The organism is Streptomyces qaidamensis, from assembly GCF_001611795.1.
Taxonomy (GTDB): domain Bacteria; phylum Actinomycetota; class Actinomycetes; order Streptomycetales; family Streptomycetaceae; genus Streptomyces; species Streptomyces qaidamensis.
The window spans coordinates 8,722,820-8,735,943 of sequence record NZ_CP015098.1 but is presented as its reverse complement, the minus strand read 5'-3'; the positions used below and the strand labels follow the sequence as shown (position 1 = coordinate 8,735,943).

The following is a 13,124-nucleotide window of genomic DNA, read 5'->3' as shown; positions in this document are numbered from 1 at the left end:
CGAGCGGCTGCGTGGGCGTGGACGGCGAGGAGGTTACCCGGGCCCCGGCACCTCAGCCTGATGCGGCCCGTGCGCCCTCGGCAAGCCTGTCCAGCCGGGCACGCTGGGCGGGGGTCAGTCCCAGGCCGGCCGCTGCGAGGTTCTCCTCCAGATGCCCGATCCGGGCCGTGCCCGGGATCGGCAGGACGACCGGTGCCCGGTCGAGCAGCCAGGCGAGCGAGACCTGCGTGGGCGTGGCCCCGAGCTCGGCCGCCACGGCGGCGATCTCGCCCTCGGCCCCCGTCTTCCCCCAGGCCACGGGCCGCCACGGCAGGAAGGCGATACCGGCCGCCGCACAGGCGTCGAGCACCGGCTCGTGCTCCCGGTCGAGCAGGTTGTAGCGGTTCTGCACGCTCACGACATCGACGAGCTCCCTGGCCCGCTCCAGCTCCTCGACGGTGACCTCCGACAGCCCGACCCGGCCGACCAGGCCTTCGGTCTGGAGCTCGCGCAGGGTGCCGAGCTGGTCCGCGAGCGGCGTGTCGGGGTCGATGCGGTGCAGCTGGAGCAGCTCGATCCGCTCGGTCCGCAGCCGGCGCAGGGCCTGCCGGACCTGGTCGCGCAGGATCTCCGGCCGTCCGTCGAGCTTCCAGTCGCCGCCGGGGCCGGTGCGCGCGACACCGACCTTGGTGGTGATCAGCAGGCCCTCCGGGTAGGGGTGCAGGGCCTCGGCGAGGAGCTCCTCATTGGCTCCCCCGCCGTACAGGTGTGCCGTGTCGATCAGTGTCACGCCCAGCTCCACGGCGCGCCGGGCCACCGCGAGGGCGTTCTCCCGGCCGGGGCCGGGCTCGGTGGGCAGATGCATGGCTCCGAAGCCGAGCCGGCGTACGTCGAGATCCCCGCCGATGCGGAATGTCGATGACATGGGCCGCTGTCTCCTCTTCTGCTCAAGAGCCCACGTTAACAGCGCAGTTGGCGACGGTCCCGACGGTGGCGGACCTTCGCCCCGCACAGGGCGGCGGTCACTCGACGAGCCGTCACCGGTGCCTGACGATACGCTGCGCGAAAGGGACTTTTACCCCCTTCTGGGAGGTTCTCATGGCCTCGCGCCTCAACCCGTACCTCAACTTCAACGGCGACGCCCGGCAGGCGATGGAGTTCTACAAGGAAGTCTTCGGCGGCACCCTCGACCTCAACAGCTACGGAGACTTCGGGCAGGCGGACGCCCCGAACGCCGACAAGATCATGCACGGCATGCTGGAGACCGACGGCGGCTTCACCCTGATGGGCGCCGACAACCCGCCGGGCATGGAGTCCGAACAGGGCGGCTCCTACTCCGTGAGCCTCAGCGGCGACGACGACGCCGAGCTGCGCGGCTACTGGGAGAAGCTGTCCGAGGGCGGCTCGGTGTCGGTGCCGTTGGAGAAGCAGATGTGGGGCGACGTGTTCGGCATGTGCACGGACCGCTTCGGCGTCCCGTGGATGGTCAACATCAGCACGGAAACCTGAGCAGCCGGGCAGGACGGTCCGGGACCGTCCGCCCGAGGCCGCCCGTACGCACCCTTCAGCACCGGTGCGTACGGGCGGCCTCCTTTGTTGGTACGTCCTGACAAAGCTGTTGACATCCCCCCGGAGCGGTCGCACAGTACCTGCCACTAGAGCGCGCTAGTGAAGCGCTCCAGTCAGCGAGAACGCAGGGGTCCGCACCCAGGACCACCGCATCGCCCATGGCCGCCGCCGCCCCGGGCGCCCACCCACCGCCCGCCTCCCGGACCGGGCGCGGCCCCCTCGTCCCAGCACAGTGAGGTGCACTCAGCATGCACAGACACCACAGAGCCGCCGCCCTGACCACCGCCGCCGGTCAGGCAGCGGATCGCCGAGCGGCCGGCCGAGGTGATCACGCCTGAGGTGTGGGTGGTGGACGACGTGTCGTTCCCCAAGTGCGGCACCGCAAGGGCGAGGGTGGCCCGGCAGTACACGTGCGTGCCAGGCGCCGGGAGCCCGGCCAAGATCTTCAGCACCCTCCATGGACCACCACCCCGGGCCGGAGCGTCAGGAGTTCGTGAGGATGACGAGCTCCTGCGTGGCCCGGGTCATCGCCACATAGTGGTCGACGGCGCCCTCGACGCCGTCGACACCCTCGCCGAAGTTCTCCGGGTCGACGAGCACGACCAGGTCGAACTCCAGCCCCTTCGACAGCTCCGGGGTCAGCGACCGGACGCGGGGCGAGGCCGGCCGGAACGCGGGATCGCCGATCACGCAGGCGATCCCCTCGGCGTGATCGGACAGCCAGGTGTCGAGGACCGACGTCAGCTCCGCGGCGGACCCGCGGCGGACGGGGACGCCGCTGCTGCGGATCGACGTCGGCACGTTGGCGTCCGGCAGCACGGCCCGGATGACCGGCTCGGCCTCCGCCATGATCTCGGCGGGCGTGCGGTAGTTGATGCTCAGCGAGGCCATCTCGACCCGGTCCAGACCGACCCGCTCCAGCCGTTCGCGCCACGACTCCGTGAACCCGTGCCGGGCCTGGGCGCGGTCCCCGACGATGGTGAAGCTCCGGGACGGGCAGCGCAGCAGCAGCATCTGCCATTCCGCGTCGGTCAGTTCCTGCGCCTCGTCCACGACGATGTGCACGAACGGCCCGGCGAGCCGGTCCGGGTCGGCGGTGGGCAGTACGCTCTCGTCGACCAGGGAGTTGCGCATGTCCTGCCCGTGCAGCATGACCAGCACGCCCTCGCCGTCGTCGTAGGTGTGGGCCTCCAGCAGGTCGTCGATGACGTCGGCCATACGCTCCTGCTGTGCGGCCACGGCGGCCGCCTGCCTGCGCCCCCGCCGTGAGGCCTCCGGGTCGCCGAGCCGCCGGCGTGCCGCGTCCAGCAGGGGCAGGTCGGACACGGTCCAGGCCTGGGCATCCTCGCGCTGCAGGGTGCGCACCTCGTCGCGGCTGAGCCAGGGCGCGCACATGCGCAGGTAGGCGGGCACGGACCACAGGTCTCCCACGAGGTCGGTCGCCTCCAGCAGCGGCCAGGCGCGGTTGAAGGCCGTGAGCAGCTCCCGGTCCCGTGACAGGGCCTTGCGGAGCAGCTCGTCCGGGGCGTCGCCGTCGTGCTTGGCCACGAGGATCGTGAGGAGTTCCTCCCAGACCTGGTCGCGTGCCTCGTTGTGCGGGGTGCCGGGTTCCGACGCCTCGAACGCCACGGCCCAGTCCCCGGCGCTCAGACGGATGTCGGACCAGTGGGTCGTGACCGTCATCGCCTCGGCGGGCGGCTCCTCGTAGAAGCGGACGGCCTTCTCGATCGCCCGCACCATGTCCGCCGACGACTTCAGGCGGGCCGCCTCCGGGTCGGTCTCCTCCCCGGCCGTGGCCCCCTCGTCGACGAGGTCCCGCAGGATGCAGGTCTGCACGCCCTCCTCGCCGAGGCTGGGCAGGACGTCGGAGACGTAGGACAGGTAGGGCCGGTGCGGGCCGACGAAGAGCACACCGCCGCGTCGGTGCTGCCCGAGGCGCGGGTCGGAGTAGAGGAGGTAGGCGGAGCGGTGCAGGGCGACGACGGTCTTGCCGGTGCCCGGGCCTCCGTCCACGACGAGGGCGCCGCGGGACCCGGCGCGGATGATGGCGTCCTGGTCCGCCTGGATGGTGCCGAGCACGTCCCGCATGCGGGGCGAACGGTTGGTGCCGAGGCTGGCGATGAACGCGGACTGGTCATCAAGCGCGGCGTGCCCGTCGAATCCGTCGGCGGTGAACACCTCGTCCCAGTAGTCGACGATCCGGCCGTCGGTCCAGCGGTACCTGCGGCGGCTCGCCAGGCCCATCGGGTTGGCGTGGGTGGCTCCGAAGAACGGCTCGGCGGCGGGGGAACGCCAGTCGACCAGCAACCGGCGTCCCTCGCTGTCCGTCAGGCCGAGCCGTCCGACGTACACGGGCTCGGAGCCGTCCGCGGCGACCATGTGCCCGAGGCACAAATCCAGTCCGAAGCGGCGTAGGGCGCGCAGCCGTGCGGTGAGCCGGTGGATCTCGGCGTCCCGGTCCATGGCCTGCCTGCCCTTGCCACCGGGTGCCCTGCGCTCGCCGGCAAGGCGGTCGGAGAGTTCGGCGATGTTCTGCGCGAGGCAGTCGGCGATGGCGGCGAAGTGCTGTTCGTCCCCGGCGATCGACGCCGGGGCGGCCTTGTGCGCGAGGCGGTCGGGAAGATCGAACGCGCTCGTGGTCGCAGGGGTCACGTCATGCTCCCGTTTCCGCAGGTCCTGGGCTTAGGCCGGATAGTCTGCGGGAGCCGGGGGGCCTTGCCGCAAGTCCCCCCGTGGGCTATAACTTGAGACAGGCGAGGAGAACACTCCTCGCCTTTGTCGTTGTCCGCCGCCCGTTTCCGTGTGGCACGCTCTTCGCCCTGGCAGCGTGGAGAGGCGGCGGCATGCGGATAGGACTGCTCGGCACCGGACCCTGGGCACAGATGGCCCACGCACCCGCGTTGAGCGGGCACGAGAAGCTGGACTTCGCGGGTGTGTGGGGCCGTCGCCCGGAAGCCGCGAAGGAACTGGCGGAGCGGCACGGCGTCCGCGCCTACGACGACGTCGACGAACTGTTCGCGGATGTGGACGCCGTGGCCGTGGCGCTGCCGCCCGAGGTGCAGGCCTCACTCGCGGTCCGGGCGGCGCGGGCCGGGTGCCATCTGCTGCTCGACAAGCCGCTCGCGCCCACGGTGGAGCAGGCGCGGGCCGTGGTCGCGGCCGCCGAGGAGGCCGGTGTCGCCTCGGTGGTGTTCTTCACGCCCCGCTTCCAGCCCGGGCCGGCGGCGTGGATCGCCGAGCAGGCCGCGGTGCCGGGCTGGTTCACGGCGCGCGCCGAGTGGCTGGGGGCGGTGTTCACGAGCGAGAGCCCGTTCGCGACGCCGTGGCGGCGGGAGAAGGGCGCCCTGTGGGACGTCGGCCCGCACGCCTTGTCCGTGCTGCTGCCGGTCCTCGGCGACGTACGGCGCGTGACGGCGGCGGTGTACGGGCCCGGGGACACGGCGCACGTCGTCCTCGACCACGCGGGTGGGGCGTCGAGCACCCTGACCCTGAGCCTGACGGCGCCGCCCGCCGCGGCCGGTGCCGGCGTGGAGCTGCGTGGGGAGGCCGGGGTCGCGGCGCTGCCGGACGGCTCCGACGGGGCGGTGCCCGCGTTGATGCGGGCCGCGGACGCGCTGCTCGACGCCGCCCGGACCGGCCGCCCGCACGCCTGTGACGCGGCGTTCGGTCTCAGGGTGACGGAGATCCTCACGGCGGCCCAGGACCTGCTCGACGGCAGGTCCCGGGCCGCGCGGCCGGGGCGGTTCTCCGCGGGCGGCCCGGTTACTGCGCCGGGTCGAAGTTGAGCCGCTCCTTCACCACCGGGAAGCCGGCCTTGGCGAAGTTCGCCGCCATCGGGAAGTTGCCCCGGTCCGTGGCCGCGGCGACGAACTCCGCCCCCTGCTCGACCAGGAAGTGCGTGCACTCGGCCAGGAGGTCGTAGGCGTAGCCGTGGCCCCGCTGGTCCGGCAGGACGCCGATGAAGCCGATGCAGGGGCCCGACGGATTGTGGGCCGGTATGTGGATGCCGGCCATGTCGCCCTGCGGTGTGTACGCCACCTGCCACCACTCGCGCGGCGAGGGGCACCAGTGGAAGAAGTCGAGTTCCGCCTGGGCCGCCCGGTCGAGTCCGCCCTGCTCGATGTCCTTGAGCGCGTGGGCGTCCAGGGTGGCGGAGTGGATGCGGCGCAGCGCGTCGAAGAACACGGCGTCGTCCGGTTCGGTGCGGAACTCCAGGCGCCCGGGCCGCTCGGGCAAGCCGCAGCCGGGGGTCCAGCGGTACAGGAGGCGTTCGACGAGGAGCTCGTAGCCGGCCTTGCGGGCGGCGGTGCCGCGGGTGTCGGCGGCTGTGCGCAGGACCGGGTCGTCGCGCCAGCCGGCCGGCAGGTTCAGTTCCAGTTCGACCTGCCAGGGGGCGGAGCGCAGGAGTGCGGCGCCCGCTTCCTCCTCGCCTTCGGCCACGTCGAACCAGTTGAGGTTGACGGGCTCGGAGTCGTCGGGGCCGCCCCACCAGGCGCCGCGGGCGACGACACGGCCGTCGCGCAGGGCCACCCGTTTCCAGTCGGGGCGGTGCCGGGTCAGCCGGTGGCCCTCACGGGCGCCCAGCGGGTCGGGCAGGGTGTCGAAGAGTTCGGCGTCGCTCGTGTCGAGCGCGCGGATGACCACATCGGTCATGGGGTGTCCTCCGGGACGCATGCTGCTGAGAGCGCTCCCGGTCGGTCAGTAGAGGCACGCCTGCCGGGCAGGGAGGGAGCGCGGAAACGGTGTGAACTGCACGGCTCGTCCTCCTTCCGCTGGTCTCGGGGCGTGGCGCGCCACACGCTACGTGATCTCCGGCGGGCCGTCCATCGGTTTACCGGAGCGGCTCAACGGCCCCTTGAGAGCGGCGCGTTCGGGTATCCGGCTGAGGCTGGTGCCCTTCCGGACGGAGCCCACGGCCGCCCGTGGTGCGCGGGGCCCGGCGTGCGGCGGCCGGTCGGGCGTAGCAGCGTGGTGGTGTGAGCAGTGTGCGCGGCCGGCTGGCGCGGCGGGACCCGGACCGGCGGGGCTGGCTGCGCGGCGCACCGCCGCCCGGCTGGGCCCGGGTGCTGCCGTCGGCGCTGCTGGCGGGGGTGTGCGCGGCGGAGCTGATCAGCCCGGAGCCGCTCGACATCGGCTTCCTGCTGGGCGCCATCCCGCCGCTGGCCGTGCTGGCGCACGGCCCGGTGGCGACGGCGGTGCTCGGCGCGCTGGTGGTGGTCGTGCTGACCGTGCCCGTCTTCAACCTCGACGATCCCGGCAGTACGGATCTTCTGACCGTGTGCTTCGTGTCGGTGCTGAGCGTGCTGCTGTCCTACGTCCGCAGCAGGCGGGACGCCCAGCTGGTCACCGAGCGGACCGTCGCCGAGGCGGCGCAGCGGGCCGTCGTGCCGCCGCTGCCGGAGCGGGTCGGGGCGGTGCGGTGCGCGGGGCTGTACCGGGCCGCGCAGCACGGGACGCTGGTCGGCGGCGACTTCTTCGACGTACGGGCGGGCCCCTACGGCGTACGGGCCGTGATGGGTGATGTGCAGGGGCACGGGCTGTCGGCCGTGGCCACGGTCGCGGCGCTGCTGGGAGCGTTCCGGGAGGCGGTGCTGGACCAGCCGGACCCCAAGGCGGTGGCCGCCCGGCTCGACCGGAGGCTGGCGGTGGACTCGGCGGGCGATCCGCACGCCGAGCTGTTCGCGACGGCGGTGCTGCTCGACTTCTCCGCCGACGCCCGGGTCGTGCGGATCGTGGCGTGCGGGCAGGCCGGACCGCTGCTGCTGCGGGACGGGCGGGCCGTCGAGCTGGACGTCGAGCCGTGCACGCCGCTCGGTCTCGGTCTCGCCGACGCCGCCCCGCCCCGGGTCGTCTCGGTGCCGCTGCGGGCCGGGGACCGGCTCTTCCTCGCTTCCGACGGGGTGACCGAGGCCAGGGACGCGAGCGGTGCCTTCTACCCCCTGGTGGAACGGCTGCCGGGCCTGGCCGCCGAGGATCCGGTCGCGCTGGCCGAGCGGGTCTGGGCCGACCTCGTGCGGCACTGCCCCGACGTACAGGACGACGTCACGATGCTGGTGCTCGCGCCGCGTCCGCGGGGCGGGCTCTGACAACGGCGGCCGGCGGCGGCCCGCGGTGCTTCGCGGGCCGCCGCCGGCGGGGCCGTACGACCGGTGCGTCAGTCCTTGATCTCGCACTCGTTGCCGAACGCGGGGTTGAGCAGCCCGATGACGTTGATCGAGTTGCCGCACACGTTGGCGTTGATGTCGATCGGGATCTGGATGACGTTGCCGGAGAGGAAGCCGGGGCTGTCGGTGGCGATACCGACGGGGCCGTCGTTCGCGCTCGCCGTACCGGAGAAGGCCAGCAGGGCGGCGCAGGCCAGGCCTGCCGCGGCGGTCACACGTGTGCGCATGGGAAAAGCTCCTGTCGTTCGCAGGGACACGTGACTCCACCGTCACCCGGAGTAGGGCCGTGCGACATCCATGGGCGTCCGAACGGGGTGCCGGGGCCGGGACCGCGCTCTCCGGATGCAGGCCGCGCCCACGGGGGGAATGGTGATATCGGACCCGTTTTTCAGCACCGGGGCCGCCCCGGCGATCCGGACCCTAGGAGCAGAGAACATGTCGACGTCAGAGCCCGCCGCATCCCGGCCGTCCGAGGAGCGCACCACCCCGGACCGCCTGCTCCACGCCCGCACCGGCACCGACGTGTCACCGGAGGACCTCGTCCTCGCCTCGGGCAAGGACATCACCCCGCGCAACATCGAGTGGGCCAAGCGCAAGCTGGCGGCCGAGGGCCCGGCCGCCCTGGAGAAGCTCCTGCCCTAGCCGCACCCCTCGGCCATACGGAAGGCCACCGGGCCTGCGCGGATGCGCTCGGGCCCGGTGGCCTTCCGTGTGCCGGCGTGGGCTCACGCCGGCGGGCGGGTCACACCCTGCCGTCGTCCCCGGGAAGGGCGTCGTCCCCGGGAAGGGCGCTGTCGTCCTCCACGATGTGCACGGCCGCCTCCTCCGCGCCGGCCGCTCCGCCGTCGATGCCGACGTCCGTCGCGACGGTCTCCTTCGTGGTGTCGGCGTGGGTGCCCTCGTCCGGGGCGACCAGCCGGCCGGCGCGGACGGTGCCCGCCTCGGGGTCCACCGGCTCGCCGTCGCTGTCGGGGGTGTCGCCCACCCCGTCCCCGGCGGGCTCTGCGGACACGTCGGGGACCTCCTGGGCCAGCCGTTCGTCGAGGGTCTCGCCCTCGTGCTGCTCGGCGGCGGTGGTGCCGCGCTTGGTGACGCCGAGGGGCTTCTCCGGCGGGGAGTAGCCCTCGTCGAGGGTGTCGTCGTACGTCCGCTCGTCGACGGCGTCCTGCAGGTCCAGCGGCGCGGCGTCCTCCTGCTCCTCGTTGGTCCCGGTGGGCTGGTACACGTCGTCCGCCATCGGTTCGGAGCGCATCGGTTCCGTGCCCATCACTCCTGCCTTCCTGTCGCGCTGCTCGACTCGTTCGTCTCTCCTGTCCGTTCCGCGTTTCCCGTTACGCGGGCTTCAACCTCGGCGGATGCGACCCGGCAGGGAGGGGAGACCGAAGGTCCCGCAGGCCAACAGGAGTTAAAACCCTGGGCGGCCCGGGACATTACCCACCGGTCAATCTTGAAAGATCAAGGAGTGGGACTATCATCACTCGCACACACGCTGTGACCGGCTGCCGACGCGGCGGCAGCACGGTGTCCACGACCCCTTCCATCGCTCCCGGGCCCGAGGTCATCCTCCTCCGTCCGGCGGCGAGCTCCACCCTCCCTCCAACGCCCCGGGACGGCCTGCCCGCCTCCGGTCGTGCACAAGTGAAAGCAGCACATCCATGAGTTACAGCAGGGGCAGAGGGCTGCAGGCCAATGTCCTCAGCACGTTCGACACCGTGGTGATGGCGGTCGCCGGCAGCGCCCCGGCGTACTCGCTGGCCGCGACCACCGCCGTCCTGGTCGGCGCGGTGGGGCTGGCCAGTCCTGCCGCCCTGCTGTACTGCGCGATACCCATGCTGGGCATCGCGCTGGCGTTCAGCTACCTCAGCCGGATCGACGTCAACGCGGGCGCCAGCTACTCGTGGGTGGGGCGCACCCTCCATCCGTTCCTGGGCTTCATCAGCGGCTGGGCGCTGGTGATCTCGGCGACGATCTTCATGGTGGCCGGTTCGCTGCCCGCCGGGTCGATGACGCTCGCGCTCTTCGACGAGAAGCTGGCCGAGAACACCGCCCTGTCCACGGTGGTCGGCGCGGTCTGGTTCCTCATCATGCTGTTCGTGGTGCTGGGCGGCGCCCGGCTCACCGTCCGGGCGCAGCTGATCATGTCGGGTGTCGAGCTGGCCGTTCTGGCACTGTTCGCGGTGCTCGCCTTCTTCCACACCGGCAACGCCCGCGCCTTCGACTGGTCCTGGTTCGGCTTCTCCCACTTCGACGGCATGGCCGGTTTCGCGTCGGGCGCGCTCATCGCCGCGTTCTACTACTGGGGCTGGGACGTCACCAGCAACCTCAGCGAGGAGACCCGCAACAGCCGCCGTACGACGGGACTGGCGGGCCTGATCGGGGTGGGCATCGTCTTCCTGCTGTTCGAGGTGTTCACCATCGCGGTGAACGTGATCCTGTCCTCGAAGCAGATCGAGGAGAACGACGCGAACGTGCTGGCGGTGCTCGGCGAGGAGATCTGGCCGGGCTGGGGCGGCAAGCTGCTGATCGTGGCCGTGATGCTGTCCACCATCGCCACGCTGGAGACGACGCTGATCCAGGTCACGCGCTCGCTGTTCGCGATGGGACGGGACCGTACGATGCCGGCGGCGCTGGGCCGGGTGCACCGCCGGTGGAACACCCCCTGGGTGGCGATCGTGGTGGTCGGGGCGGTGGCGCTGGCGATGTTCATCGCCTCCAACGCCCTGGGCTCGGTGGGTGACATCCTCTCCGACGCCATCTCGGCGATCGGCCTGCAGATCGCGGTCTACTACGGGCTCGCCGGCCTCGCGGTGGTCGTGGCGTACCGGAAGACGCTGCTGAAGTCCCCGGCCAACTTCCTCTTCGGCGGCCTGTGGCCGCTGTGCGGCGCCCTGTTCATGTTCTGGGTGTTCGTGGAGTCGCTGGGCGAGCTGAGCAGCGCCGCGATCACGATCGGCATCGGCGGCCTCGCGATCGGGCTGGTCCCGATGTTCTGGTACTGGCGGCAGGGCAGCGACTACTACCGGCCCGCGAAGCTGGACGCCTCGCGCGCGGTCGAGACGGACTACGTCCCCGACGAACAGAACGCGCACGCCCGCGTCCACGAGGGTCTCTCCACCGACTTCTGAGGAGGAACCCGATGGCACGCGGCAGTCTCAGACGTGGTTTCACTCCCGACTTCGACCCCGACTGCGGGGACGCGGACCTCACCTCCGCCCGTCAGGACGTCGTGATCGGCCGCTGGCAGGGGCTGCGTGACCTGCTGGGCGCGACCGGCCACGACTGGGCGGCGCGGGGGCACCGGATCCGGCAGCTCGCGCAGGTGTGCGCGGGCAGTTCGACGGTGGAGTCCTGGCTCTCGGCGGACGCCCGCAGCGCCGACGCGCTGGTGCTGCGGGCGGCGACGGAGACGGCCCGCACCTTCAACGTGGCCATCGCGGCGGGGCGGGGCGTGCCGATCGGCCAGCACCGCGTGGACGCCGCGGTGCTGGCCTGCCTGACGGCCGCGGAGGCGTACCCGGAGGATCCGACGCCGTGGGTGTCGCTGATCTCGGTGGCGCGCCTGTACCCGTCGGGGGTGCGCCGGCAGGAACTGGGGCGCTGGTGGGACGAGTTGCACGGGCGCGATCCCTACAGCGTCGAGGGGCACCTGCAGGTTCTGCACTACTACTCGGCGCGCTGGCACGGCACGCACGGCCTGATGTACGACTTCGCCCGGGACGCGGCCGGGGTGTCGCCGCCCGGCTGCCCGCTGCCGGTGCTGGTGCAGTACGCCCGGGTCGAGGAGTACCGCTTCGCCCTGGACGCGGCTCAGGGCAGGCACTCCGCCGTGGGCCTCTCGCAGCACTGGAACAACGACGGTGCGGCGAGCGACCTGCGGCGGACCTGGCAGCGCTGGGTCATGAGCCGGAGGGAGGCCGGGATCGCGCCCGCCGAACTCCGCGACTTCAGCTACCTGGCCCACGCGGCCTGTTCCGCCGGCGCCAAGGACATCGCGGGCGTCCTGCTGGGCATGCTGGGGCCCCGCGCGACCCGCACCCCGTGGTCGTACACGGGCGATGCGGAGAAGCAGATCGTCAAGTGGCGCAAGGAGCTGCGGCTGGGAGCGTGAGCGCCTGCTACGAGTGCTGTCGAGGTGCCAGGTCCCCCGACCACTTCTCCTCGATGCGGCCGGCCCTCCACACCACGAGCGCCACCACCCACGTGGCGAAGAACAGGGCGACGACCACGTAGCCGAGGACATTGAGGTCGAGGCCCGAGATCCAGTCCCAGAAGGGCCCGTGCAGGTTCAGCTGTCCGGCGAGGAGGCCGAGGAGTTCGACCGAGCCGATGAGAAGGGCCACGGCGACGGACAGGCCCGTGATGGTGAGGTTGTAGTAGACCTTGCGGACCGGTTGGGAGAAGGCCCAGCCGTAGGCGAAGTTCATGAACGAGCCGTCGACGGTGTCGAGGAGGCACATCCCCGCGGCGAACAGGACGGGCAGGCACAGGATCGCGTACCAGGGCAGGCCGGAGGCGGCGCCGGAGCCGGCCAGGACGAGCAGGGCGATCTCGGTGGCGGTGTCGAAGCCGAGGCCGAACAGCAGGCCCAGCGGGTACATGTGCCAGGGCTTGGAGACGGACTTCACGACCCGGCCCAGCAGGCGGTTCATGAAGCCGCGGTTGTCCAGCTGTTCCTCCAGGGCGGCCTCGTCGTAGCGGCCCGAGCGCATGGCGCGGAACACCTTCCAGATGCCGGCGAGGATGACGAGGTTGACGCCCGCGATGAGGTAGAGGAAGGCCCCGGAGACGGCCGTGCCGATCAGCCCGGTGACGTCGTGCAGCGCGGAGCCGTCGTCGCGGACGGGCCCGGCCAGGGTTTTCACGCCGAGGGTGAGCAGGAAGGCCAGGGCGAAGACGACACTGGAGTGGCCGAGGGAGAACCAGAAGCCGACCGACAGCGGCCGCTGCCCCTGTCCCATCAGCTTGCGGGTGGTGTTGTCGATGGCGGCGATGTGGTCGGCGTCGAAGGCGTGCCGCATGCCGAGGGTGTACGCGGTGACTCCGATGCCGACGCCGAAGGTCTGCGCGCCGATGGCGTGGTGCTCCGGGGCGACGATCGCGACGAGGGTGAACCAGCCGATCACGTGCAGGGCCAGGATGAAGGCCGCCATCCCCCCCGCCCTGGTCCACTCCCGCCGCGTCATGGATCTGCGGACGCGGTGCCAGGCCGTGCGCTGGGCGTGGGCCGGGGCGGGGAGGGGCGGAGTGGACGCAGGGGCGGCCGTCATCGGGGGAAGATCTCTCTGTCGGATGAACGGCTGCGGCAGACAGCCTTGCGCCATCCTCCAGTACCTGCAAGTCATGTGCAGTAAAGCCCGTGACAGGTCTTGTCCATGGAACCGAAAACTCCGCCGGCGGGCCCTCCTTGCGGGC

At 72.0% G+C, this 13,124-nt stretch carries 12 protein-coding genes and 1 pseudogene; 7 read left to right on the top strand and 6 right to left on the bottom strand.

Features of this window, described 5'->3' with window-relative positions; translation table 11 throughout:
- Positions 1–52 precede the first annotated feature (52 nt).
- The gene (locus tag A4E84_RS38280; protein WP_062930937.1) at positions 53–904 is read right to left on the bottom strand and encodes an aldo/keto reductase; all 852 of its coding nucleotides are present in this window, start codon (positions 902–904) and stop codon (positions 53–55) included.
- A gap of 173 nt (positions 905–1,077) precedes the next feature.
- Between A4E84_RS38280 and A4E84_RS38275 the strand changes: the two genes are divergently transcribed.
- Together A4E84_RS38275 and A4E84_RS42680 are read left to right on the top strand one after the other, a co-directional pair.
- Complete coding sequence (locus A4E84_RS38275; RefSeq protein ID WP_062930936.1) at positions 1,078–1,488, top strand: VOC family protein; 411 nt, start codon at positions 1,078–1,080, stop codon at positions 1,486–1,488.
- Positions 1,489–1,848: 360 nt separating this feature from the next.
- Positions 1,849–1,995 (top strand): annotated as a pseudogene (locus A4E84_RS42680) (transposase); the annotation flags it as partial.
- A 36-nt stretch (positions 1,996–2,031) separates the two neighbouring features.
- On the opposite strand, the gene helR reads toward A4E84_RS42680, so the two are convergent.
- Complete coding sequence (helR, locus tag A4E84_RS38270; protein ID WP_062930935.1) at positions 2,032–4,200, bottom strand: RNA polymerase recycling motor ATPase HelR; 2,169 nt, start codon at positions 4,198–4,200, stop codon at positions 2,032–2,034.
- Between the two features lie 191 nt (positions 4,201–4,391).
- Between helR and A4E84_RS38265 the strand changes: the two genes are divergently transcribed.
- Positions 4,392–5,333: a Gfo/Idh/MocA family protein gene (locus A4E84_RS38265; RefSeq protein WP_062930934.1), complete on the top strand. Its 942-nt coding sequence runs from the start codon at positions 4,392–4,394 to the stop codon at positions 5,331–5,333.
- Here A4E84_RS38265 and A4E84_RS38260 read toward each other — a convergent pair.
- Positions 5,311–6,201 (bottom strand): GNAT family N-acetyltransferase, encoded by an 891-nt coding sequence (locus tag A4E84_RS38260; protein WP_062930933.1) that lies wholly within the window; start codon positions 6,199–6,201, stop codon positions 5,311–5,313. The two genes, A4E84_RS38265 and A4E84_RS38260, sit on opposite strands and share 23 nt — an antisense overlap.
- Positions 6,202–6,524: 323 nt before the next feature.
- On the opposite strand from A4E84_RS38260, the gene A4E84_RS38255 reads away from it, so the two are divergent.
- Positions 6,525–7,634, top strand: a complete 1,110-nt coding sequence (locus A4E84_RS38255; RefSeq protein ID WP_237305076.1) for a PP2C family protein-serine/threonine phosphatase — start codon at positions 6,525–6,527, stop codon at positions 7,632–7,634.
- Between the two features lie 68 nt (positions 7,635–7,702).
- On the opposite strand, the gene A4E84_RS38250 is transcribed toward A4E84_RS38255, so the two are convergent.
- Entirely contained in the window at positions 7,703–7,939 is a 237-nt protein-coding gene (locus A4E84_RS38250) for a chaplin (protein WP_062930931.1), read from the bottom strand.
- A gap of 208 nt (positions 7,940–8,147) precedes the next feature.
- Here A4E84_RS38250 and A4E84_RS38245 point away from each other — a divergent pair, with 208 nt between their 5' ends.
- A complete protein-coding gene (locus A4E84_RS38245; RefSeq protein ID WP_062930930.1) occupies positions 8,148–8,354 on the top strand; it encodes a hypothetical protein in 207 nt (68 codons plus the stop codon).
- 100 nt (positions 8,355–8,454) lie between these two features.
- Here A4E84_RS38245 and A4E84_RS38240 read toward each other — a convergent pair whose 3' ends face one another.
- Positions 8,455–8,964: a DUF5709 domain-containing protein gene (locus A4E84_RS38240; protein WP_062931814.1), complete on the bottom strand. Its 510-nt coding sequence runs from the start codon at positions 8,962–8,964 to the stop codon at positions 8,455–8,457.
- Positions 8,965–9,367: 403 nt separating this feature from the next.
- On the opposite strand from A4E84_RS38240, the gene A4E84_RS38235 reads away from it, so the two are divergent.
- Positions 9,368–10,837, top strand: a complete 1,470-nt coding sequence (locus A4E84_RS38235) for an APC family permease (protein ID WP_062930929.1) — start codon at positions 9,368–9,370, stop codon at positions 10,835–10,837.
- An 11-nt stretch (positions 10,838–10,848) separates the two neighbouring features.
- Positions 10,849–11,820 (top strand): hypothetical protein, encoded by a 972-nt coding sequence (locus A4E84_RS38230; RefSeq protein WP_062930928.1) that lies wholly within the window; start codon positions 10,849–10,851, stop codon positions 11,818–11,820.
- 7 nt (positions 11,821–11,827) lie between these two features.
- On the opposite strand, the gene nicT is transcribed toward A4E84_RS38230, so the two are convergent.
- Positions 11,828–12,979 (bottom strand): Nickel transporter NicT, encoded by a 1,152-nt coding sequence (gene nicT, locus A4E84_RS38225; RefSeq protein WP_079129289.1) that lies wholly within the window; start codon positions 12,977–12,979, stop codon positions 11,828–11,830.
- Positions 12,980–13,124 lie beyond the last annotated feature (145 nt).

Excerpts from the sequence above, each read along its gene's own strand:
- A4E84_RS38280 (WP_062930937.1), bottom strand. The coding sequence starts at position 904 with ATGTCATCGACATTCCGCATCGGCGGGGATCTCGACGTACGCCGGCTC.
- A4E84_RS38275 (WP_062930936.1), top strand. The coding sequence starts at position 1,078 with ATGGCCTCGCGCCTCAACCCGTACCTCAACTTCAACGGCGACGCCCGG.
- A4E84_RS38265 (WP_062930934.1), top strand. The coding sequence starts at position 4,392 with ATGCGGATAGGACTGCTCGGCACCGGACCCTGGGCACAGATGGCCCAC.
- A4E84_RS38260 (WP_062930933.1), bottom strand. The coding sequence starts at position 6,201 with ATGACCGATGTGGTCATCCGCGCGCTCGACACGAGCGACGCCGAACTC.
- A4E84_RS38250 (WP_062930931.1), bottom strand. The coding sequence starts at position 7,939 with ATGCGCACACGTGTGACCGCCGCGGCAGGCCTGGCCTGCGCCGCCCTG.
- A4E84_RS38245 (WP_062930930.1), top strand. The coding sequence starts at position 8,148 with ATGTCGACGTCAGAGCCCGCCGCATCCCGGCCGTCCGAGGAGCGCACC.
- A4E84_RS38240 (WP_062931814.1), bottom strand. The coding sequence starts at position 8,964 with ATGCGCTCCGAACCGATGGCGGACGACGTGTACCAGCCCACCGGGACC.
- A4E84_RS38235 (WP_062930929.1), top strand. The coding sequence starts at position 9,368 with ATGAGTTACAGCAGGGGCAGAGGGCTGCAGGCCAATGTCCTCAGCACG.
- A4E84_RS38230 (WP_062930928.1), top strand. The coding sequence starts at position 10,849 with ATGGCACGCGGCAGTCTCAGACGTGGTTTCACTCCCGACTTCGACCCC.
- nicT (WP_079129289.1), bottom strand. The coding sequence starts at position 12,979 with ATGACGGCCGCCCCTGCGTCCACTCCGCCCCTCCCCGCCCCGGCCCAC.